Origin of the sequence: Erythrobacter sp. WG (genome assembly GCF_026586795.1) — a bacterium.
GTDB lineage: Bacteria > Pseudomonadota > Alphaproteobacteria > Sphingomonadales > Sphingomonadaceae > Erythrobacter.
In genome coordinates this window covers 1-21,191 of the sequence record NZ_JAPFGY010000010.1, presented here as the reverse complement: position 1 = coordinate 21,191, position 21,191 = coordinate 1, and the positions used below count along the sequence as shown (strand labels likewise).

Here is a 21,191-nt window from a genome sequence, read left to right as displayed (position 1 = left end):
CAGCTCAGGCCTGTGGGCTGAGCGCGGCTCGCCCTCGGTCCGTGATGAACCAGTAGGCACCATCGTCGACGTCTAGCGGATCGGCAGCCTGTGCACATAGGTCCACTATGGCTCCAGGCACATAGTGCGGCGGCTGGGTCATGTCCTAGGTAGCCTTGAGATGCCGGAGGGGCAAATCGCTACACTGAGCGGCTGCCAGCCGAGGCCAACGCCAGGACGTGTTGCACCATCCGAAAACCGTAGTTCTGCGCTGCCAGAGCACAGAAGGCATAGATCGCAATGAGCGCTAAGCCATAAACAATCGCACGCCCGGTCTCGCCTGATGCCCACCAAGCGAGCCACGGCAGGAACAGCATCACTGAAGCGCTGATCGTGCCGATGTCACGGGCCGCGAGATACCTGCCGTGCGCGTCGAGCACCCCCACTTCGTCCCGAAAGTTGCGGTAGATTCGATAGAAGAGCCGGTTCTGCTCCGCGCCATCAGTCGGCAGTGGCCCAAATTCTTCAGCCAATCGCTGCATATCGACGTGGCTGCTCGCCGGACCGATCTGAGTGAACGCCCGACAGCCCGGAAGAGGATTGCGCCAGCGCCAGTAGATGAGGCGATCCCGCCAGTTCGGATTGATTATGCCCAGCAGGATCAGTGAAGCAATCACGATCAGTCCCAAGGCGGCCGTCCCCGGCGCTGCCAGCGCCTCAAGGCGGCTCGCCAACGACGGTCCATCCATTTTCAGGAGCCGGAGCGGCTCGCCGGCAACCCAAGCGAACGCTACCATATGCCCGATCATCGCCGCGCGGATCAGCCCGGCATTCTGCTCCTTCAGCGTTTTTCCGTCAGCCATCATCCTGCTTTCTCTTGGGACATCAGCGCGAAGAAGCGCTTTGGCGTCGCGATCAGCAGGACCGATGGTGGCGCCCGCTCGACGGCGAGGTCGGCGGCCGTCTGCCAGTCGGTTGGCGATGGTCCGGCATCTGCCAAATGGCTGTGCCAGGTGCCAACATCGAACAAAGTCTGGCCGCTCGCGAGATGGCGCGCTTCAATTGCCGCTTGTAGGCCGCTGGTCCCAAGCACGAACAAGCTGCCGCTACGCTTGCTGTCGACCGGTGCATCAAGCAGGTCAACGACGGTAACGGTTTTGAGTCGGGCGCTGGTCAAGCCGATCATAACCCCGCCGGTCTCGACACTCCCAAAGGCCACAGCCTCAGCCCTGATCCGATCGGCCACGCGCTGCGAGATGCGCAATTCCCAACCGTCGCTTCCCGCAATCTGCACAGCCTCGAATGATGGTACGGCCCACCGCGACCAATGCGTCGACGCACCGCGCTGATCACCGACGCCGATGACAATTAGACCGTCAGCACTGCTTTCCGACAAGGCCGCGTCCAGCTCAAGCGACAAGCCGGCTGTCATCGCCGAGAGGCGCGCATCTTCCATGGGCATCGTCAAGGACCCGCACCCTTGTCCTATCTGGATGGCCGACAGGCCTTCGGCAGGGTCGAACAGTAACTGGACAGCCCGGTGATCGTCGAGCGTCGCATAGAGCTCGGCGATGAGGTCGCTGTGCGTCGGATTATGTGCCTTCCCGTCCATCAGCAGGAACGCACCTCGTCCGCGGCCGAAAAGTGCGGCCTCGACCAATCTCGTCTTGAGCCGCGCATCGGCCGATGCGACCAGCGCCTCCCGGACGGCCAGCGAAGCTGTGGAATTGACCGCCGCACCTGTCCCTTTGGGAATGATTCGATCCCGTTCGCTGCCGAGACCTGTCACGAGATCCCCTCGATAGACTGCAGGAGACAGGCCGAATCCGGCAAGCTCGTGCGCGAGCGCTTCGGCTTTATTGGTGGCGACGTGATCGGGACCGAGCGCATGTCGCGCCATATTGTGTGGCCGAAGCGACGCCTGGTCGGACAGGGCGGCGACGGTCTGGCCCGCCCGCGCCGCGTGTGACGCAAGCTTGGAACCGACACTGCCGCAGCCGAGCAAGGCGATACTGGGTCGCTCCAAGGTCCCAGAGAGTGTCCTGAGAAGAGATTGGGTCAGCGATTGAAAGTGCATCGCGGGTCCCACCGGCTCGCACTCCCCTTCAACGAATAGGGAGGTTCTTTTCTCGTTCGCGCGGATCTCGAACACGTAGGGCAGCAACTCGATGTCGGACAGGGCACCGATGAGGCGCACCGGGCGGCGCACGCACAGCACCACGGCGACCGGCACCGGAACGGGACAAACCATGCCCGCGAAGCAACGCTCGAGGTTGGAGAGGAACGTCGCCAAGCCTCGCCCACAGCCCAGCTCTGTAGCCCTCGCCTGTAGATCACCCAAAGTTCGGATCGTTTCAGGCATATACGACTCGCTGATGAACGGTCTGCCATCAGGGCGTTTGTCCGGCCAGATGATCCCTATGACCGTATTGCCGCTTGCGGCGTCGTCGCTGATCCGTCGATAGGTGAAGCTCTGGTCTCCCTGCTTGCGCATCAGTGGGGTTCGCTCGCCTTTGCTGGACACCCACGCTTCCGCGCCCACGCTGAGCGTCCCGTTCTCGGCGCCGCACCGGATAAAGTGAGCCCGCCAAGCGACCCAGCCGCCTTGCTTGTTGACGACAGCGCGCGCTTGGTCCGCGTCGCACTCGACGACGTGCCGCAGGTCGCGGCGCAGCATCGGCTCCCAACCTTGCTGCGGGTCAATCAGGTTGCCGATCGCCGCCTTGCGCAGCCACGCCGCCAGCTGCCCCACGAGATGGAACACGCCATATTCGACTAGGCCGAACTGAAGGAAATACTCGTCCTGATCGCCGTCGACCAGGCACGGCCGCGGCCGTTCGGAGAAGGGCATCAGATGCGGAAAGTTGCGTGGGAAATCCTCCCGCAAAGAGAAGCGCGGCGATCGCCAAGGGTATCGGTCCGGGATCTCGACCTCGACGGGCTCGCATGTCCGCACACCGCTGGCGCTCATGCCGTCCGCCTTCATGTGCAACGGCATCTCGACATTCATGTCGAGCCGGATGCGACGCTGGCCGGCCGTAGGATTCAGCAGGGCGCCGCCCACGCACTCGGGATGGGCGAGGGCGACCCGAAGCAGATGCTCGGCCGGGTCACCCGAGATCGTTTCGGCCATGCTCACCCGTGAGCACGCGCCTGGGAGGCAGTGGCGCCGATCCCGAGGGCGGCGACCGCCGCCTTCGCAGCAGTCTTGACCGTTTTGGTAACGCCGCTGGAGGTGATATCATATTGCAGCGCCCGCTGCTCGTCGTTCCAGACGTCGGCCACGCAGAGGAAGCGATCAGCCGCATCGTCAACGATCGAGATATATTCGCGCTTCGCCCGGTCGCTGGGTGGATCCGCATCCTCGGGATCGATCGTTTTCGAGCTAGCTACGATGATCGCCCCCTTGCGAATCTGCGCAAGGGCGCTGCGTGCCCCTTCGCACACTTCAGCGTCTTCGCCACAGTCCGAGTAGCTGTCGTAGCTCAGGCTATGCCACGAGCAATGATGGGGCGCCTGGAGAATGTCGTAGCTCAGCCAGTCGGCTCGATCGCCGCCGTGCTTATTCCACAGCCGCTCCCAGATCGCCACTTCGGCATCGCCGCCAGTGAGGAAGCGGCACTTATCGGGGATGCCGCCGCCGCGGATGGAAAAGCGCAAGATCACGGACGAGCGATTTTTTGCGAGCAACTCGTCGAGTTCCTCGTCGTCGCCCTGCGGTAAGGGTGCGAAGAGGCCGGCTTCGAACGTGTCGGCCGCGACGCGGTTGAGCTTGGTGACCAGTTCGTCAGCCTTGACCACGATGGCAAGAATGTCATCAGTCTTGCCGTCCTCATCCTCACCCATGATCTGGATGCGATCGCCTTCGATCGTTGCGGTGCCCTTCTCGCGATACAGCGCAACGCGGCGCCGCGCTTCCTTCGCCCATGCCTTGGCATCATCACAGAGCGTATGCGTCTTGCTGGCTCGGCGGAACACGACTGGCGAAGACCACATCTCGCGGATGAGGATTTTGTCGTCGTCCTTCTTCCACTCGTCGGGCGGGCCGAGGTGGAAATGTGTTTCAAGTCCGCCGATATGGTCCTTGTCGGGATGGCTGAGCAGGAAGCCATCGACGAACATCCGGCCCTTTGCGTCGCGCTTCAACCGGCTGCGCAAATCGGCCATGACGTCAGGCGTATCGTCGTCGGCGTTGTCGGCAGCCTTGCGGACATGCATATCGATCAGCAGTGTCTGATCGTTATCGAAGGTCAGCAAGGTCATGTCGCCATTATCGACGGGGAAGAAGGTGATCGAGGCGGTCATCTAAAGTCCTTTGTGAAGGATGCCGGCCGAACTCGCGCGAGGGCGCGGCCGGATCCTAAGCGTTGGGGGTGTCTCGGCCGTCGGGCTCGCGTGCGACGCCCTTGAACGGCTTGCCGTCATTCTTGACGCCCATCAGGCGGCCGGTGTGTTCATTGCGCTTCTGCCAGTGCCCATCGGGCCGCTGGAACTGTGTGCGGCCCGACACCGAGCCTCGCCGGAACCCATCGCCAGTATTTTTCGCCATATCTTCAGACCCTTGCGCCTTCTGCCTTCCTTCGTCGTTGATCCCTAAGATCATCGCGTCCATTGAGTATGGGAATCATATCCCAACCCGTCAAGAAAGGCGATGGGATATTTTTTTCGAATCGAGTTGTTGGAGGGTTTTGTGGTACCAGAGACGGGCGAAACAGTACGCTGGGGCGTGCAACGACGCCTCGAGTTTATCGATTTTCGGTTGTTTTGGGACGGGCGGTTTAATCGCCGTGATCTTGCGGAGACCTTCGGAATATCTGCCCAGCAGGCATCATCCGACATCGCTCAATACACGGCTCTCGCGCCCGGGAACCTAGTCTACGACCAGACCCTTAAGGCCTATTTACGTGCGCCGACCTACGAGCCGAAGCTGATGCACGCTTCGGCCGAACGTTATTTGCTTCAACTCGTCGCTATAGAAAATCAATGGATGCGGCAGGAAGATACCTGGTTCGACAGTACTCCGCCGATCGAGAATGTCTCGCTCCTGCGAAAACGGACGGACGCCAGAATTTTGCTCCACATCCTCGATGCAATCAACAAGCGGGGCCAGTTGGAGATCAAGTACAAATCAATCACGGGCTCATCCGAACCGCGCCGGGTCATCGCACCCCACGCGCTCTTTCATGCTGTCGGCCGCTGGTATGTCCGAGCCTGGTCAACAGAACATTCGGATTTTCGCGACTATAATCTCTTCCGGATCGAGCAGGTCGGCGAAATCAAGGAGGCAGCGATCGATCCCACGCTCGATTTCGAATGGATGCATGAAATCGACATGGTTCTGGCGCCCAACCCGGCGCTGTCCCATAGTCAGCAAGCAGCGCTTGAGGTCGAATATGGCATGGCTGAAGGTCGACTCATCGTTACCAAGCGGCTGAGCCAGACCTTCTACCTGATGACCGAGCACAATTTGGATGTTGCGCCCGATACACTACCGCCTGGCAAACAACAGCTTGTGCTCCTCAATCGCGACGAGGTCGTCAGTGCCCGGACGATGGCACGCAAGCTGTCAATCGACGCGATTGAGCGAGCATCGCGTTGAGCATGGCCCTCGAAGGTAAAGGGATATCCGCTATCCTGCTTTTCGGCAGTCGTGCCCGCGAAGACAACAGCCGTGGGTCGGACACCGACTTGTTGCTCATCAGCCCTCCGGGCACCCCGCAGCATAAGTCGATAGGGCATCTCTCGATGTTCTTTTATCCGTGGGAAAAGCTGATGGCCGATGCCCGTGACGGGGATCTCTTCGTCTGTCATATAGCGCGCGAGGCCAAGCCAGTATTCGATCCGCTAAGCCAGCTCGATCAACTACGGTCTCAATTCAGACTGCGAACAAGTTATGCGCGTGAAATCGCGCATGCACGCGACCTCGGTTGGTTCCTTGATCGCCACGCCAGTGCGCTTAGCTCCAATATTGTCGTGCGGCGCATGGTCTGGTGTGTCCGCACAATTCTCATCGCAAGGAAAGCTGAACGTGGCACCCCCGTTTTCGCACCGCACGAACTGGCAGTTTCCGCTTCAGCCTCTGCCGCCGAGCTTCTCGCAGATCGCCACCAGCGTCGCTTGGATGCCGCTATGCGGCAGCGATTTCGCCAATACATGATGGAGGAGGCTGAGAGTCCGCCATTGCCAAGCGAAGCAACAATCGATGACTACCGCTCGCTTTTCATTGAGACCGGCAACAGGGTGGCTCTTCAAACGATCGAACTATGCACACGAACCCCTGCAAGTGACGGGGTTTACTAGCGTTAAATGTGTCAGATTGGGTAATCCTCAATTCACTCAAAAGCTGATCCATAGCCGAACTTAGCAGTCACAGCTTCAGTTAAGTATGCGACGCTCACCAGTCTCGCCAATGGTCACTCCGCTTCGCGGGTCGACGAGTTCCTGCGCCACGCTCACGTGAGCTGAAAGCATCGCTTACCGGTTAGAGGGGAGGGAGCCCTTCCTGTTTGCTCCGGGACAATCTCGTCCTGGTGCTCAGGAGACCTCTTATGGCCAAGTTCAAGCGCGCCGCCTGTTCGCGATCCCCAGCACAGAGAATAACCGATGCGATCATCGAGAAGCTCGAGCAAGGCACCAAGCCATGGATCAAGCCATGGCGCGGACAGCCCGTGTCACGACCGCTCCGCGCTTGCGGGACGCCATACCGGGGCATGAATACCTTTTGGCTGTGGTTGATGGCCGATGCCGCCGGATACTCATCTCCTTACTGGATGACCTACCGCCAGTGCCAGAAGCTCGGTGGGCAGGTCCGCAAAGGTGAGAAGTCGACCATCGCGATCTTCTATAAGACGTATGAGGAAGAGGTCGATGATGCCGCAGGTGGCACCGACACCGAGACACGCCGTGTCCTCAAGGCCTTCGCGGTCTTCAATGCAGACCAGTGCGATGGTCTGCCCGCGATGTACTATCCCGAACCTGCGATCGGTCTGATCGAGCCGGCTGGCCGGGAGGAGCGGCTCGATGGCTTCTTTGCGAATATCGGCGCCAGCCTTCGTCACCAGGGCTGCGAGGCATACTACGAACCCGTCGCAGACAGGATCACCATGCCGCCGAACGAGCTGTTCGACGCGTACGAACAGTACTATGCCACGCTCGCGCACGAACTTTCGCACTGGACCGGGCATTCGTCGCGCCTTGATCGCAACCTCAAGAACCGTTTCGGGAGCGAGGCCTATGCAGCGGAGGAACTGGTTGCCGAACTCTCGGCAGCCATTCTGGGGGCTGAGCTTGGCCTTCCGGTTGCCCATCTTGACCATCACGCGAGCTATATCGCGGCCTGGCTGGATCTCCTGAAGTCTGATGAGCGGGCAATCCTAACGGCGGCCGCAAAAGCTGAGGAGGCTGCGAGCCTGCTGCTGCGTCTTGGCGGCGTGGTCACGGCCGAAACGACCGAAGACCAACCTGCCCTCTCAGAAGCAGCTTGAAGGGGGAAGCACCCATGGCACGCTCCGTCAGCTACCCCCGTGGCTCCATCGTCGCTTTCCGTTTGTTCGATGAAGACGAGGACGACCGTGGCTGGGCCTACGACTGTCTTGTCGAGGACGTGATCAGCTCAGCACGAAGCGCTTTTCCATCGTTGCAGCGACAGGAAGGCTGGCGTGGGCGCGAAGACAGGATCCTGCTCCGCAACGCCTTCGCCGATTGCGGCATCTCGACCTATTGCGGCCTGGCAGCAATCTGGCTCGTCGAACGCGATGACAGCGCATACTGGGAGCGTTGCCCAGAGCAGCGACGCTCCGACTTCGCTAAACGCTGGATCACGCAGGTCTCAGACAGGTTCGTCGGTCTGTTCGGCGACCTACGTCTTGTCGGCCGATTTTCGAACGGGGAAGCAATCTTCGAGCGCTTAGGGTTTGCTTCCCAGAGCACGAGGCCTTGAGGCCGCAAAGTCGTTGGCGTGGTCTCGCGAGAAGTTCGGACCGAACGAGCCCTTCCGCCTCACACCTGAACGCCGGGAGAGGCCCTGGACCGGCCGGGTGCCAGCACAACCTGCGACCCGTCGGCCCGTGTGGCCCGCGCCAGCCTAGGGTCGCAGGTTTCCCGCTGCGCGGTGTGCCGTCACCCTGATCCCGGTCCTGATCGGGCTCCGGCGGACAGGATCGAGGCCATCAGGCCGTCCAGCTCCTGCCGAACGATCAGGAGACCACACCATGTACGACAGCTTTTTGGAGCAACTCGCAGGCCTCGACCTCACAGGTTTCACTATCCAATCCGCCCCGTTCAACACGACGGATTTCCCGGGCGAAGAAGCCATCGACCAAACATTGGGCGCGGTCTGGTCCGAGCTCTTCGCGATGTTTGCCGACACGGCGCTCGAGGTGGACGCCGAAGATATCGCCTGGGGCTTCGTCAATCTCTTCCACCGCGCGGCCAGCCGTAAATCAGCACAGCTCGATCGTGCCGCTGACGAAATCCGTGCCTTGCTGGCAGCCGCTGACGGGTCGGAAGTGCATTCTAGCAATCTCGAAGAACAGGTCGAGCGCGCACAGGCCGCAGAGGCCAGCATGATCGCCTTCGAGCAAATGCGTGAAGTGGCGGCCTTACTGTACCATGACGAAATCGGCTCGTGCTGGCGCCCGATATCGGGCTCGCGTGCGAACCACGCTGCCCATTTGACCTCGGCCGTCGTTGATGCCCGCGATTTCCTCAAGGCGCGCAGCGAACGGCGGCGCGCCGCACATAGCCCGGAAGGAACGCCGGTGGTCTTCGCCGGCGGCCGTTCATCCTTTGCCTCGAGTGATGAAGCCAAGGCATTCGCAGCAAATGTCTGGGCTACGCTCGACAAGGTCTATGACCGGATCCCTGACATGGTCCTCGTGCATGGCGGCGACAGCAAAGGCGTCGATCGGCTCGCCGCGAGCTGGGCCGAACGCCGCAACGTCCAACAGCTCGTCTTCGCCCTCGACCGGCGGCTCGGGGCGCGTGCTGGCTTCAAGCGCAACGAGCAGATGCTCAGCTTGAAACCGCGCTACCTTGTGGCCTTCCCGGGCAACGGGGTGCTCGAACGCCTCGTGATCGAGGCTAAGGCCCAGCGGATTACCGTCGTTGATCGGCGCGCAATCGCGACTGGCGGCGGCGGATGATCGCCGTCCCGCCACAGGTTCCGGTGCATCGGCATCACGCCCGTTCTATTATGGGCGTGATACACCGTCCCCGGCCTGAGCTTCAGCACCTTTGCCATCCATCTGACCTGCTGCTGGCCACATGCCTCTTCCAAAGAGATTCCTCGGACTGATGGCTCTTTCCGGCGCAGGAAAGCCGAATAGCTTTCGCTGCACAGCCCAGCTAGTGGGGACATTGGAATCGAGGAGGGTCTTGCGGTCCAGCTCTGCTGGCTGGGTGCCATCGAGAATCGCTGTGGCAATATCTGGCGCGAGGTAGTTCAACCGGATCAGGCGCGCAAAGTGCGTAGGCCTGCAACCTTGCTTCTTGGCAAGCTCTTCGATCGACAGATCGCGATGCTCGTCGACGAGGATCTGGGCTCTCCGCGCAGCCTTGATCAGTTCGACAAGCTTCGGGTTCGGGCGCGTGTCGTTCGCCTCGGTGCGCGGTATGATATGGAGGGAGGGCCAGCGCTCGGCGGTGATGACCCGCACGTCGATGTCCAGGACATAGCGGGCATCGCTGCACGGCCAATCTGCAGGCCTGCCCCTGAACGCCGTTTTGCCGTCCCATGCCATCAAGCGCCGCAGCTCGAGCGACCGGAAGGTGATCGACACCGTCTCTTCAGCGATCTCGACCTGGTGCACAAGGGCGGCAAACAGGTCAGGCAGCCATTCGGCTCTCGTAACCTCGAGCATCTGGCTGATTGCTTTGCCGCGATTGGCAAGCCGGTCGAGATCATCACCGAAGAGACCAAGCGTTTTGAGCGCGCCCCTGAGCTTCCCCCTGTCAGCGAGGAAGTCGCAAACCGCGGCCAGAACTGTCTTGTCGAGGTGATCGGCATTGCACCGATAGGCACGGCGATACTCGACCTGCGACCAGGCCGCGTTGCTCGACACATAGGCGCAGTATGTTCGCCCGCGCTGCCAGTTCAGGTCGAGCAGCATGTGCCGGCCCAGGTCATCCCACAGCAAGCCGGCGAGGAAATGGTGTGTCTCCTTGGCATGAGGCGAGCGCTTCTTACGCTCCTCGCTCAAGGCCTGCGCTGCCGCCCAGGTTGCTTCGCTGATCAGCGGCTCGTGGACGCCCTGGTAAGTGGTATCGTGACCGCGGATTTGCCCGACGTAGATCGGGTTGCGAAGAATGCCGTACACAGTGCCAGGCGACATCGGGGTGCCGCCGCGCGGAACACCCCGGCGCGACAATTTGACGGAACTGCAGTAGCCCGCCTCGCGGACGGCCGTCATGACCGACGTATAGCGTCGGGTACGAAGGAACTCGGCAAAGATGAAGCGGACGATATCAGCTTCTGCCTGATCGACGTGGATGCCGTCGCGACCTGCGACATAGCCGAACGGCGGAAGTCCGCCGTGAATGCGGCCATGCCGCTTGCGTGTTCGGATGCTGTCACGCACGCGCTCGGCGATCAGTTCGCGCTCGAACTGGGAAAAGGTCAGCAATACGTTGAGGATCATCCGCCCCATGCTGTCCGAGGTATCGAACGCCTGGGAAATCGACACCAGCGTGATCGATTGCCGGTCGAACATCTCGATCAGCCGCACGAAATCGAGCAGGCTCCTGGTCAGGCGGTCAATCTTGTAGACCACCACGGTGTCGATCTTTCCGGCTTCGATATCCTGCATCAAACGGGCAAGCGCCGGGCGCTCGAGACCACTCCCGGAATGCCCCCCATCGTCGTAGTGCTGGGGCAGTTCGACCCAGCCTTTGTACTGCTGGCTTGTGATGTAGGCGCTGCTGATTTCCCGCTGGGTCACCAGCGAATTTACATCATGCTCGAGCCGGTGGGTGGTGCTCTTGCGGGTGTAGATCGCGCAGCGCTTGATCGGCAGGTTCTCGTCACTCGGCATCGGTCCTCTCCTCTTGTGAGAGGCGGAACCTGCGCTACTTTCGAAGGCACGTCTTGAACGTATGGCCCTGGCCGATCGCGCAGGGACGTTCTGCGTTAAGATCACCCTCGACCTCACTGAAAACGCCAGAAAGAAAACAGTATTCGATGATGCACCTCGACGACCTGCTGACGCGCTATTTCCATGGCACAGATCTGTCTCGCGCCAGTCCCGACGTGCTAGCCTCGGGCATCGAGCACTGCCTCGTTGATCTCGGGCTTGAGCAAGATCGGGGGAAACGCTTTGCCCTCTGGGCGCTGCTGCACATGCTCGGCTCTGCGCCTGACCTCGACGTCGCGTTCAAGGATCCAAACGACCAGGAGGCCGCACGCACCTTCATGGACATGCTTGCCGCGGGCGAAGCGAGCGAGGAGCAAAAGTGAGCGGTTGGATCATTCGCTTGCCTTCAGATCATCCCAAATCCCAATCCGGCTTTCCCTGCGAACCTGTCTGACCCAGGTCAGCTGAGGACCTGCAACCCGTTCCTTTCCGGCCGTGTTGCCCGCGTCTTCGCCGCGGGCTGCCCGCACCACCCGTCATGAACAAGTTTCCCTTGTCCCTCAGGCCCGCCTGAGGCCCTGCGGTGCAGTCCTCCCATGCCCTGTCTCTCTTCGACGTTCGCAAGCCGGAAGTGGTTTTCGGTTTGAGATCGAAGGAGACTTTCCATGACCAATCTCGTTATCCTCACCGGCCGCATCGCACGCGATCCGGAAGCCCGCGAAACCAAGGGTGGCACCAGCGTCACGGGCATCACGGTTGTTACCGACCGCCCCGCCCGCGACAAGGACGGCAACACCTACAAGGACGAGAACGGATTCACCGCCAAGGACAGCGAGTTCCACCGGGTGACCTGCTTCAATGGCCTCGCCAAGACGGTCGGCCAGTACTGCTCGAAAGGCCAGCTGGTCTCGGTTCAGGGCCGCCTCCACTACACGCAGTGGGAAGATCAGGACGGCGTGAAGCGCTACGGATGCGAGGTGCTGGCCGACAAGATCGACTTTCTCTCGCGCGCCAGCAACCGCAGCGATGAAGACGACAACCGCGACGCGCCTCCGATCGACTGATCGGCCAATTGTTCGCGATCCAAGCACGGGGCTCTGCCGGCCAGGCAGGGCCCCGTTGCCTGTCAGTCTTGTGGGGATTTGGGCACCCCAGCGCTGCGGGCTTGTGGGCGCGCGCCGAGCTTCTCGATGCTGGCCGCCTCTCCCAGCTTACCAAGCGCCTCAGCAACCTGTCTCAGGCCCTTTGCTGAGAAGGCTTCAAGCCCGGTTCCAAGGATCACTTCACCAACTTCCTGGGCAGCCTTGCTTTCGAGGTCTCGCTGCCTTGCATCGAGCGCTTTGCGCTCCGCTTCGAGCTTTTGCAGGGCCGATACGGCGCTTGTGCTTCGGGGCATGTCTTGGTCCTTTCATTCCCCCCCGTGTCGCCTTCCTAGCGGCAAGATGCACGGCCCCACTGGGTGTAGGAAAGTTTGATTGCACCATGCCAAAAGGAATTCGCCTACTTCAGAGGTAGAGGGTCCTGGCTCACGGATATTCCAGCATGATGGCCTTGCCTTCACCGCCTCAAGGACGTGCGGGGCCCCACCATTTTGTCCGCTACCGGGCTACGCCCGGCTGCGAACAAAATCGTTTCCCCCGCCGCCGCTGCGCGGTCGCCTCTGGGCGATCCTGTGACCCGGCAAAGGCCAGACCATCGCCGCCACCTCCTGTCGTCTCACGACAGATTTCAGGAGGATTATCATGGCTCAATTCAACACATGCTCCCTGCCGTCGCGCAGCTATTTCGAGGCCCTGGAAGCCGCCGAACGGCGCGCCCTGCACAGCTTCTTCGATCAGCACGTCATTGAGGATGATGAGCTCGGCTACATTGCACTGGACGAAGGCGACTACAACGCCCTGCCGGCGCACCTGGCTGCACGCGTGGTGCACACGGTTCATGGGGCCATGCTCGACGAGTTCTAAGGCACAAAGAGGGTGGGAACCGGAAACGGTTCCTGCCCTTTTTTCTCGCTCGCCAGCTCTTGGGAACCAAGCGTAACGGGCCACCTCCACCTTGTGACGGCGCCCCGCGAAAAACGGAGCGGGGCTGAGGCCGCACTCTGTCCCGCGCATCATGCGATGCGCTCCTGAGGGTGCGGCGTGTTTGTTCCTGGGCCCCGCGCGCACGTGCGGACCGGCAGCGGGTCGGGCGGCGGGCAACGGCGATCGCGACCGCTGCCGCTAGTCTTGTTGCCCACGCACCCTTTGCCGCTGCCTCTTCCGCCGGTGCGATCTCTAGTTTGAGGCGCCCGAGCCTTGCCGCTACGCCGGCTCCGAAACCGCTCGGCCCACTTGCTCACGCTCCGGTTTGTAAGCGGGTGATGATCGTCCGATCATGAACCGTCCAAGGTACCGGTTCACCCTCGCGCAATTGGGGAACAGGGAGCACACCCTACCCCGCGAAACCGGGAGATATCCTTCTGTAATCATGACAGAATGTGGGTTTGTGCACAAATGACCCGCCAGCGAGTTATGCGGGTTTGCGGCGAGCAGCCTACCACTCACATCGACCTAAAAATCTGAAAAACAGATACATTGTTTTCATTGACCGCGAGTTGTTCACGATTTATTCTCATTACACCTTCCGCGAGGTGAGCCAGGTTCCGTCGGCGATAAGAGGAACCTGCATTATGCCCCGACTTGATCGGCTTCAAACCTTCCTCCCCGTCTCTGTGGCGACCTGGGCGCGTCACCGTGCAGCGGACAATGGCGAGAGCGTTAGCATCTTCATTCGCGACCTCGTCATCGCAGGCTGGCGGCTGGACGACGAGGTGAATTCGCGCGCCAACGGCTTTGATCCCGCCCGCCAAAGTGTCTTCATCGCGGTCGCACTCGACGCATTGCTGGCCAGCCATCCTGACAGCAGCTTGCGCGAGCGGACCCACGAGGCCTACCGGCGCCGGCTCGAGAAACTTGGCCTTGCTGTCAGCACCGCCATGGGGAGCAATTCCCATGAAGCATAATCTCGTGAACTTCACCCGCGGCAGCCAGTTGCTCGGCCATTTCGGCTTCATGTTTGCCGCTGGCCTGAAAGGCCCCTTGTTCGTCACTGCGCTCGTCGTTGTCGGCACCTGCTGGTATGAGGTCAGAGCGAGCCTCAGCGACCATCAACTCTACCTCGTCTGGATGCATCTCTATGCTAGCCTTTATGCCTTCATGGAGTTCGATCCCGGCAAGCTTGTGAACCTTGAAATGCTGAGCGGCGAGCTCGTCGGCATCCCCTTTTCCGTGGTGCGCGAGTTTCCGCCGATGCGTGCGGCCATGACTGCCTTCGACTCGGCCTTGCGGCACGGTTTGCTGGTCTCGGGGGTTCTTCTGGTCCCAGCCTTTGCGGTCTTCTGGTGGTTTGCCGAGCGGTTCGGAGGCAAGTCCAAGGAGCGCAAGCACGAGCGCGGCGCGATGCTCGTTTCCCTCGATGCACTCGAAGAGGAAGTCACCCGCTACAACCGCGCCCGGAGGGCTGAAGAACTGGGTCAGAAGTTCGGGTGGAAGTGGCGGCTTGCCAGCCCCACGGCGCTTGCTGAGGCCGGGCACTATGCTCCGGCTCATCTCGCAGGGGTAAGCTGGCCATGGAGGCTGGAGCAGAGCCACACGATGCTGATCGGGACCACCGGGACCGGCAAGACCGTGGCGCTCACCGAGCTAGTCTCCGAAGCACGGCTCCGCGGACAGCGCGCGGTGATCTTCGACCTCACCGGAGCGTTCATCGAGGCCTTCTACGAGCCCAAGCGCGACATCATTTTGAACCCGGTTGATGCCCGCTGCCCGCTCTGGAGCGTGTTCAATGATTGCTCGAGCGAAGCCGAATTCCATGCCGCTGCCGAAGCGCTCGTCCCCCACGACGGGGGTGGATCCGAGCAGTTCTGGGTGCTCGCAGCGCGCATGTTGTTCGTCGAGATGTGCCTTCATCTGAGGCGCAGCGGGACCGCATCCAACCAGGCTCTAGCGGACCGGCTGATGACCGCCGATCTATCCGAAGTGCATGCCCTGATGCGCGGGACGATCGCCGATCCGCTGACCGCTCCGGAAGCCGCCCGCATGGCGGAATCGATCCGCGCGGTGTTCAACGCCAATGCCAAGGTCCTGAAGCTTCTTCCGTCGAAAGGCACCCCCTTCTCGGTCCGCGACTGGGTCAAAGGTGATGGCGAACCGGGGTCGATCCTGTTCCTGTCAGCCCGCTATGTCGACATGAGCATTTCCTCGCAGCTCCTCACGCTCTGGCTCGATACGGCCATGAACACGCTCATGACGCTCGAGCGCACGCAGGACCTGCGGATTTGGTTTCTGATCGACGAACTTGGCGCTCTGCACCGTCTCCCCGCGCTCGAAAAAGGTCTGCAAACCGCGCGCAATTTCGGGGGCGCGATCGTCACCGGCGTCCATGCCTTTGCCAAGCTCAAGGAGGTCTACGGGGAGAACATGGCTATGACGCTTTCCTCGCTGGCGCGTACCAAGCTGATCCTCGCCACCGCCGACCGCGAGACGGCCACCTGGTGCTCCGATTTCATCGGCCATCGGCAGGTCCGCGACATGGAGGAAGGCTATAGCTACGGCTACAACAATGCCCGCGATGCGGTGAGCCTGACGCCAAGACGCCAGGTCGAGCCGCTGCTCATGCCCGACCAATTCATGAACCTTCCGCGGCTCTCAGCCTACCTCAAGTTCCCCGATGGATTTCCAGCCGCACCGGTGACGCTGATCCCGCGCTCCCGGGAGCGGATTGCCGAAGGCTTTATCCCGCGTGAGGCACCGGCGAACGACATTCACCGCGAGCGGGGCGGCCCGGTACCTCAGAGGCCAGAAGGGCCGTCAGATGGCGGAAACTCGCATCCCGCATCGAATGACGATGGTGCCGGCAAGCCGGTTGATGCCAAGCAGCTCAAACTCGATTTGACCGATCAGCCTCACGGTCGAACTGTGCCCGGCGAACAGCCCCGCGATGAGGGTCTCGCGCAGGAGAAAGCGGCGCAGCAGGCGCATGGCGCGCAGACAAAATCAGGGGCGAAGAAGGGTGGTGCCCTGTCGGCGTCTCTACCCGCTCCAGCCCTCACGACGGGGGAGGAAGCTACACCACGGGGCACCGTCCGAGGCCGCGCTTCTGCGCGAGGAGAGCATAGCGAGACGGCAGAGGAGGACCGGACGCAGCTCCCCAAGGCGCATCCGGGCAGTGGATCTCCGCGCGCAGACCCGGCGCAGAATGATCTGCGCGAGGGTGCTGTCAGTGATCCACCCGTCAAGGACTTCGGCGATTTCGAGCCTGATATGTGAGGTCGAAGTGAGGGGGAGAATGTCAGCTGCAGGGGAGGCACCCTGAGGTTGATGACCGATGCTTTCTGTTGCCAATGTCCGCTCGCCTTCAGCTGCTGCCAGCTATTTTGCGGCCGACAACTACTACACCGCTGCCGATGCCGATCGCTCGGGGACATGGATCGGCAAAGGGGCAGAACGCCTGGGCCTCAAAGGCGAGGTCAGTGCGGCGCAGTTCGATGCCGTGCTGCGCGGCGAGCTCCCCGGCGGGATCCAAGTCGGAAACGCGGGGCAGGCCCACAGACCGGGCACGGATCTCACCTTCTCCTTGCCCAAGAGCTGGTCATTGCTGGCGCTCGTCGGCGGCGACCAGCGCATCATCGCCGCCTATCGCGAAGCCGTCATCGCCACGCTTCGCTGGGCAGAAAAGAACGCGGCGCAGACCCGGACGGAAACCAAGGCGGGGTACGGCAGGACCCAGACCGATAACCTGACGATCGGTCTCTTCCAGCACGACACCAATCGCAACCAGGAGCCCAATCTCCACTTTCATGCGGTCGTCGCCAACGTGACGCAGGGCAGCGATGGCAAATGGCGGGCGCTGCGCAACGACAAGCTCTGGAGCATGAACACGCTCCTCAATGCCATGACGATGGCTCACTTCCGCATCGCCATCGAAAAGATGGGCTACCAAGCCGGACCGGTGGGCAAGCATGGCAACTTCGAAGCCGCGGGGATCTCACGCGAGCAAATCATGGCCTTCTCCACCCGGCGCGAAGAGGTGCTCGATGCCGTCGCTGAGCGCGGCGAAAACTCTCCCAAGGCACGCGACATCGCCGTGCTCGATACGCGCAAAGGCAAGACGCCAGTGGCCGATCGCATAGGACTTGTCGGAGCCTGGGAAGAGCGCGCGCAAGCGGTCGGTCTCAATCTTGGCGAGCTCATCGAAACGTCCCACACGCGCGCTGAGCTTCAAGGTCTGGCGAACCCGCGAGGCGCAACCCTTCTGCAGCGCGGCTTGGCCAAGCTCAGAGACTTTGCGCAGCGGATCAAAGGCGATCCCGCCGACCCTTTGATCCCTCCAAGCGTGCTCAAACTGGACGCGCCGACGATCGCCGCGGCGCAGGCAGTTGCGTCGGCGGTGCGTCACTTGTCGCAGCGCGAGGCGGCCTTCCCGCGCGAAGGATTGCTCAAGGCCGCGCTCGACTTTGGCCTCCCCACCAGCATCGATCACATAGAGGGCCGCGTGAATGCGCTGCTTGCCAGTGGCGCGCTCGTGAAGGGCAAGGGTGAGCACCGCGGGTGGCTCGCCAGCAAGGAGGCCTTGATCCTTGAAACCGCCATTCTCGCCGGTGTCGAGGAAGGGCGCGGTGCGGCATCACCCGTTCTCGACAGCGACGAGGCCCGCTCAAAGGTCCAGGCCGTGGCCGCCTTCAACCATGGGATCGCGCTAAACCGCAGCCAGGAGGATGCCGCTGCTCTCGTGCTCGCTTCCAGTGATCGCATTGTCGCCATCCAGGGCGTGGCGGGGGCCGGCAAGAGCAGCGTCATGAAGCCGGTCGCGCAGGTCCTGCGCGAAGAAGGCAAGGATGTTCTCGGTCTCGCGGTGCAGAACACCCTCGTGCAGATGCTCGAGCGCGATACCGGCATTGGGTCGATGACCCTCGCCCGTTTCCTGGGGCAATGGGACAAGCTGCTTCAGGAGCCCGGAAATGCCGCGCTGGTCGCCGAAGCGCGCATGTCGCTCGGATACCAAGTCCTGATGGTCGACGAGGCCTCGATGATCTCGAATGCCGACAAGGCCAAGCTAGTGCGCCTTGCCAATCTCGCTGAGGTCCAGCGCCTGATTCTGATCGGTGATCGCAAGCAATTGGGCGCCGTCGATGCTGGCAAGCCGTTCGATCTGGTTCAGAGCGCCGGGATTGCGCGCGCTACGATGGAGGTCAATCTTCGCGGGCGCGACCCTGAGTTGCGGCGCGCGCAGGCCGCAGCGCAGGCGGGGCGCATTGATGAAGCGCTGAAAGCCCTCGCACCAAACACCATCGAAACCACCGGCGACGGCGCGATCGTCGCAGCCGAGCAATGGCTCGCGTTGAGCGGCGAAGAGCGGGCGCGCACCGCGATCTATGCCTCAGGGCGGGCGCTGCGATCAGCGGTCAACGCTGCCGTTCAACAGGGCCGCCACGCCAACGGGGAGCTTGGTCCAGGCTCTGCCAATCTGCAGGTCCTCTCGCGGGTCAATGCCACCCGCGAAGAGCTGCGATATCTCCGGACCTATAAGCACGGCATGGTCTTGAACCTGCGGTCAGCAGACCGGGCGCAGAAGCTTTCGGCAGGAGACTACACGGTCACGGCCATCGACCATGAGCGCAAGCAGTTGACGCTCACAGACAGCAAGGGACGGCAGCACCGCTTCAGCCCGGCCCGCCTGCGGCCAGGCGACAACAATGACCGCCTCTCGCTGTTCGAGCGTCAGGCATTGCGGATCTTTGCCGGTGATCGGATCCGATGGACCGCTAATGACCACAAGCGCGGCCTGTTCAATGCGGACCAGGCAAGCGTAGTGGCGATCGACGAGAAGGGGGTCACTTTGCAGACCTCATCTGGCGCCTTCGCCAGCCTTCCCAAGAATGATCCAATGTTGAAACGTCTCGATCTCGCCTATGCGCTCAACGCACATATGGCGCAGGGGATAACATCGGATCGCGGCATCGCAGTGATGGACAGCCGCGAGCGCAATCTGGCAAACCAGCAGACCTTCCTGGTGACCGTGACCCGTCTGCGCGATGGGCTGACCCTTGTAGCCGACAATGCCGAAAAGCTCGGCCGCGCGATCAAGGCCAACAGCGGCGAGAAGACATCCGCGCTCGAGGTCACAGTGCGGCTCAAGACGGCTGCGGCGCGGGGCACTGCCAAAGGCAAGGACGGGATCGCGGCAGAGGCAGGTCCGAGCGACAAGCCCGAGCTGGGCAAAGAGCGGGTAAAGCCTTTCGAAATCGGGATTTAGACCGCCGCCAGCCTGGACGCGCACAGTCCTAGGCGGCACAATGGATCCGCACGAGCGATGAGGAGCACTGCCGGTGAAGGGCGTTTTCGAGATCAGCGGCAATTCGCGCTACGATGACCTCATCACCGAACGCTATCATTTCCCCTCGAACTATCTTGCGGTCGCAAAGCAGATCGAAGGCGACTGGATCCTCTACCGCGAGACCCGCGTTGCCGGCGGCCGAATGGCCTATGTCGCGACCGCTTTTGTCGAACAAATCGACCCTGACGAAGCCGACCCCACCCACTACTACGCCCGCGTGCGGGACTATCTGCCGTTTGATGGCATAGTCCCTTATCGCGACAAGGACGGGCGCTTTGCCGAGCGGTTTCTGCGTGAGATGGCAAGCCCGGGGGACGCTGGCCGCACGCTGCGCGGAAAGTCGCTCAGAACCATCGACAACGACGACTTTGTCGCGATCGTCAACCAGGGTCTCGCCGAAACCCTCGATCCCGACAATCGCATCCGGCTCGAGCTCGATGAACGCCACATCGATGACGTGACGGCCAACTTGCTAGAGCATGCGCCTGGTGAGCGCCGGATCGAACAGATCCTGGTCAACAAGAAGATCCGCGCGGCAAGCTTCCGCAACCGCGTTCTCGATGCCTACGACAGCACCTGTGCAGTGACGGGTCTTCGGATCATCAATGGTGGCGGCAAGGCCGAGGCCCAGGCCGCGCATATCTGGTCGGTCGCCGATGGCGGGCCGGATGTCGTTCCCAATGGCGTGGCGCTGTCAGCGACCGCGCATTGGCTGTTTGATCGCCATTTGATCAGCTTCGATGAGAACCACTGCCTTCTGGTGTCGCACAACAAGGTGCCTTCCGAGCTGCTCCAGCTCTTTCCGCCTTCAGGTCAGAAGATCAGATTGCCGACCGACCGCCGCGATCACCCGCATCCCGACTTCGTCGCCCGGCACCGTGCCCGCTTTGCTGGCCTCTGAGCTAGAGCGCTCGGCCGAACCAGATGACCCGCCCGACAATCTGGATGTCAGCCCGATCGACATCGTCCCAGCTCGGATAGGCAGGGTTATCGCTGCTGATCGTGATCTTGCGGCCGCCCGGCTTCAGGGTCACGCGTTTGACCACGAGGGCGTCGTCGGCGCGCAGCACATAGATGCCGTCCCGCAGCCGGGAACTTTGGTCGGAGGCATCGACCAGCACTTCGTCACCGCTGCTAAGCGTCGGCTCCATAGAATCGCCCGCCACATTTATGATCGAGAGACTGCTTCCCTTCGCCCGTGTCAGCCGCGCCAGCCAACGCTCATCAAAGCCAAACCGTGTATAGGCGCTCTCGCTCTCGGCAACCGCGCCGAAGCCAGCCGAAGCATCAACATTCAGCATCGGAACTTCAACGAGGCCGTCACGCAATGCCGGCGGCGGACCGCCCAGAAGCTGCTCATCGACCCCGAAGAAGCGGGCGAGCAGGCGCCTGTCGGCATCGTCGAGTTTGCGCGGCGATCCGCGCTTGATGAATTGCTGGATGTAGGCAGCATTGCGTCCCAACAGCCGCGAGATCTCCGAATATCCGAGCCGTCGCTGCTGGATCAGCCGATCCAGTTCCTCTCTGACGTTGTCCATGACCTGTTTCCTCTATCGGCCTTGGAGTGAAGGAAATCTCCTAGACTCAATGGAAACGTCCTAATAAGAACAAATCAGGAACACAAGGATCAAGTGAGTCGAGGCCCGCCATGAAACTGCTGGATCGCATCGAGCGCCACCTCAAAGAAACCGTATCCATCCGGCGGGGGCCGCCTTGCCTGGGTAGGCAGCGAGCGCTCTTAAGCGTGCTCTTAAGAGTGTGCTTAGG

General features: G+C 61.8%; 19 protein-coding genes. 12 read left to right on the top strand and 7 right to left on the bottom strand.

Annotated elements, in window-relative coordinates; translation table 11 throughout:
* Positions 1-179: 179 nt before the first annotated feature.
* From OPU67_RS06985 to OPU67_RS06970, 4 genes are read right to left on the bottom strand one after another with little or no spacing between them, the layout of a single operon-like run.
* Positions 180-845: a hypothetical protein gene (locus OPU67_RS06985; protein WP_267618651.1), complete on the bottom strand. Its 666-nt coding sequence runs from the start codon at positions 843-845 to the stop codon at positions 180-182.
* Positions 842-3,112 (bottom strand): Mov34/MPN/PAD-1 family protein, encoded by a 2,271-nt coding sequence (locus OPU67_RS06980; RefSeq protein ID WP_267618649.1) that lies wholly within the window; start codon positions 3,110-3,112, stop codon positions 842-844. The genes OPU67_RS06985 and OPU67_RS06980 overlap by 4 nt, the downstream gene beginning before the upstream one ends.
* A gap of 2 nt (positions 3,113-3,114) precedes the next feature.
* The gene (locus tag OPU67_RS06975) at positions 3,115-4,284 is read right to left on the bottom strand and encodes a hypothetical protein (protein WP_267618648.1); all 1,170 of its coding nucleotides are present in this window, start codon (positions 4,282-4,284) and stop codon (positions 3,115-3,117) included.
* A 55-nt stretch (positions 4,285-4,339) separates the two neighbouring features.
* The gene (locus OPU67_RS06970; protein ID WP_267618647.1) at positions 4,340-4,591 is read right to left on the bottom strand and encodes a hypothetical protein; all 252 of its coding nucleotides are present in this window, start codon (positions 4,589-4,591) and stop codon (positions 4,340-4,342) included.
* Between the two features lie 114 nt (positions 4,592-4,705).
* Here OPU67_RS06970 and OPU67_RS06965 point away from each other — a divergent pair, with 114 nt between their 5' ends.
* The 5 genes from OPU67_RS06965 to OPU67_RS06945 all read left to right on the top strand — a co-directional run bounded on the left by OPU67_RS06965 (position 4,706) and on the right by OPU67_RS06945 (position 9,122).
* Positions 4,706-5,578 carry a WYL domain-containing protein gene (locus OPU67_RS06965; RefSeq protein WP_267618646.1) on the top strand — a complete coding sequence of 291 codons (873 nt, stop codon included), beginning with the start codon at positions 4,706-4,708 and terminating at the stop codon, positions 5,576-5,578.
* A 2-nt stretch (positions 5,579-5,580) separates the two neighbouring features.
* Positions 5,581-6,279: a nucleotidyltransferase domain-containing protein gene (locus OPU67_RS06960; protein WP_267618645.1), complete on the top strand. Its 699-nt coding sequence runs from the start codon at positions 5,581-5,583 to the stop codon at positions 6,277-6,279.
* Positions 6,280-6,527: 248 nt separating this feature from the next.
* Positions 6,528-7,463, top strand: coding sequence for an ArdC family protein (locus OPU67_RS06955; RefSeq protein ID WP_267618644.1), 936 nt, complete (start codon positions 6,528-6,530; stop codon positions 7,461-7,463).
* A 14-nt stretch (positions 7,464-7,477) separates the two neighbouring features.
* Entirely contained in the window at positions 7,478-7,918 is a 441-nt protein-coding gene (locus tag OPU67_RS06950) for a hypothetical protein (protein ID WP_267618643.1), read from the top strand.
* Between the two features lie 271 nt (positions 7,919-8,189).
* A complete protein-coding gene (locus OPU67_RS06945) occupies positions 8,190-9,122 on the top strand; it encodes a DUF2493 domain-containing protein (RefSeq protein ID WP_267618642.1) in 933 nt (310 codons plus the stop codon).
* A 48-nt stretch (positions 9,123-9,170) separates the two neighbouring features.
* Here the strand turns inward: OPU67_RS06945 and OPU67_RS06940 are convergent, their stop codons facing one another.
* On the bottom strand, positions 9,171-11,009 hold the full coding sequence (locus OPU67_RS06940) for a recombinase family protein (protein ID WP_267618640.1): 1,839 nt from the start codon (positions 11,007-11,009) through the stop codon (positions 9,171-9,173).
* A 149-nt stretch (positions 11,010-11,158) separates the two neighbouring features.
* Between OPU67_RS06940 and OPU67_RS06935 the strand changes: the two genes are divergently transcribed.
* Complete coding sequence (locus OPU67_RS06935) at positions 11,159-11,431, top strand: hypothetical protein (RefSeq protein ID WP_267618778.1); 273 nt, start codon at positions 11,159-11,161, stop codon at positions 11,429-11,431.
* Between the two features lie 282 nt (positions 11,432-11,713).
* A complete protein-coding gene (locus OPU67_RS06930) occupies positions 11,714-12,112 on the top strand; it encodes a single-stranded DNA-binding protein (protein ID WP_267618638.1) in 399 nt (132 codons plus the stop codon).
* A 62-nt stretch (positions 12,113-12,174) separates the two neighbouring features.
* On the opposite strand, the gene OPU67_RS06925 is transcribed toward OPU67_RS06930, so the two are convergent.
* Positions 12,175-12,444 carry a DUF6437 family protein gene (locus OPU67_RS06925; protein ID WP_267618636.1) on the bottom strand — a complete coding sequence of 90 codons (270 nt, stop codon included), beginning with the start codon at positions 12,442-12,444 and terminating at the stop codon, positions 12,175-12,177.
* 346 nt (positions 12,445-12,790) lie between these two features.
* On the opposite strand from OPU67_RS06925, the gene OPU67_RS06920 reads away from it, so the two are divergent.
* The 5 genes from OPU67_RS06920 (at position 12,791) to OPU67_RS06900 (ending at position 20,325) form a co-directional block, all read left to right on the top strand.
* Positions 12,791-13,012 (top strand): hypothetical protein, encoded by a 222-nt coding sequence (locus OPU67_RS06920; protein ID WP_267618635.1) that lies wholly within the window; start codon positions 12,791-12,793, stop codon positions 13,010-13,012.
* A 707-nt stretch (positions 13,013-13,719) separates the two neighbouring features.
* Positions 13,720-14,052 carry a hypothetical protein gene (locus OPU67_RS06915; protein WP_267618634.1) on the top strand — a complete coding sequence of 111 codons (333 nt, stop codon included), beginning with the start codon at positions 13,720-13,722 and terminating at the stop codon, positions 14,050-14,052.
* Positions 14,042-16,357, top strand: coding sequence for a type IV secretion system DNA-binding domain-containing protein (locus tag OPU67_RS06910; protein ID WP_267618632.1), 2,316 nt, complete (start codon positions 14,042-14,044; stop codon positions 16,355-16,357). Before OPU67_RS06915 ends, OPU67_RS06910 begins: the two co-directional genes overlap by 11 nt.
* Positions 16,358-16,415: 58 nt before the next feature.
* Entirely contained in the window at positions 16,416-19,343 is a 2,928-nt protein-coding gene (gene mobF / locus OPU67_RS06905; RefSeq protein ID WP_267618631.1) for a MobF family relaxase, read from the top strand.
* Between the two features lie 73 nt (positions 19,344-19,416).
* Entirely contained in the window at positions 19,417-20,325 is a 909-nt protein-coding gene (locus OPU67_RS06900) for an HNH endonuclease (RefSeq protein ID WP_267618630.1), read from the top strand.
* Position 20,326: 1 nt separating this feature from the next.
* Here OPU67_RS06900 and OPU67_RS06895 read toward each other — a convergent pair whose 3' ends face one another.
* A complete protein-coding gene (locus tag OPU67_RS06895; protein ID WP_267618629.1) occupies positions 20,327-20,962 on the bottom strand; it encodes a S24 family peptidase in 636 nt (211 codons plus the stop codon).
* Positions 20,963-21,191 lie beyond the last annotated feature (229 nt).

What these genes read in the sequence shown, in the direction of transcription:
- OPU67_RS06915 (WP_267618634.1), top strand. Translation starts at nt 13,720, where the DNA reads ATGCCCCGACTTGATCGGCTTCAAACCTTCCTCCCCGTCTCTGTGGCG.
- OPU67_RS06950 (WP_267618643.1), top strand. Translation starts at nt 7,478, where the DNA reads ATGGCACGCTCCGTCAGCTACCCCCGTGGCTCCATCGTCGCTTTCCGT.
- OPU67_RS06895 (WP_267618629.1), bottom strand. Translation starts at nt 20,962, where the DNA reads ATGGACAACGTCAGAGAGGAACTGGATCGGCTGATCCAGCAGCGACGG.
- OPU67_RS06920 (WP_267618635.1), top strand. Translation starts at nt 12,791, where the DNA reads ATGGCTCAATTCAACACATGCTCCCTGCCGTCGCGCAGCTATTTCGAG.
- OPU67_RS06980 (WP_267618649.1), bottom strand. Translation starts at nt 3,112, where the DNA reads ATGGCCGAAACGATCTCGGGTGACCCGGCCGAGCATCTGCTTCGGGTC.
- OPU67_RS06910 (WP_267618632.1), top strand. Translation starts at nt 14,042, where the DNA reads ATGAAGCATAATCTCGTGAACTTCACCCGCGGCAGCCAGTTGCTCGGC.
- OPU67_RS06960 (WP_267618645.1), top strand. Translation starts at nt 5,581, where the DNA reads ATGGCCCTCGAAGGTAAAGGGATATCCGCTATCCTGCTTTTCGGCAGT.
- OPU67_RS06925 (WP_267618636.1), bottom strand. Translation starts at nt 12,444, where the DNA reads ATGCCCCGAAGCACAAGCGCCGTATCGGCCCTGCAAAAGCTCGAAGCG.
- OPU67_RS06955 (WP_267618644.1), top strand. Translation starts at nt 6,528, where the DNA reads ATGGCCAAGTTCAAGCGCGCCGCCTGTTCGCGATCCCCAGCACAGAGA.
- OPU67_RS06930 (WP_267618638.1), top strand. Translation starts at nt 11,714, where the DNA reads ATGACCAATCTCGTTATCCTCACCGGCCGCATCGCACGCGATCCGGAA.
- OPU67_RS06945 (WP_267618642.1), top strand. Translation starts at nt 8,190, where the DNA reads ATGTACGACAGCTTTTTGGAGCAACTCGCAGGCCTCGACCTCACAGGT.
- OPU67_RS06970 (WP_267618647.1), bottom strand. Translation starts at nt 4,591, where the DNA reads ATGGACGCGATGATCTTAGGGATCAACGACGAAGGAAGGCAGAAGGCG.
- OPU67_RS06935 (WP_267618778.1), top strand. Translation starts at nt 11,159, where the DNA reads ATGCACCTCGACGACCTGCTGACGCGCTATTTCCATGGCACAGATCTG.
- mobF (WP_267618631.1), top strand. Translation starts at nt 16,416, where the DNA reads ATGCTTTCTGTTGCCAATGTCCGCTCGCCTTCAGCTGCTGCCAGCTAT.
- OPU67_RS06940 (WP_267618640.1), bottom strand. Translation starts at nt 11,009, where the DNA reads ATGCCGAGTGACGAGAACCTGCCGATCAAGCGCTGCGCGATCTACACC.
- OPU67_RS06975 (WP_267618648.1), bottom strand. Translation starts at nt 4,284, where the DNA reads ATGACCGCCTCGATCACCTTCTTCCCCGTCGATAATGGCGACATGACC.
- OPU67_RS06985 (WP_267618651.1), bottom strand. Translation starts at nt 845, where the DNA reads ATGATGGCTGACGGAAAAACGCTGAAGGAGCAGAATGCCGGGCTGATC.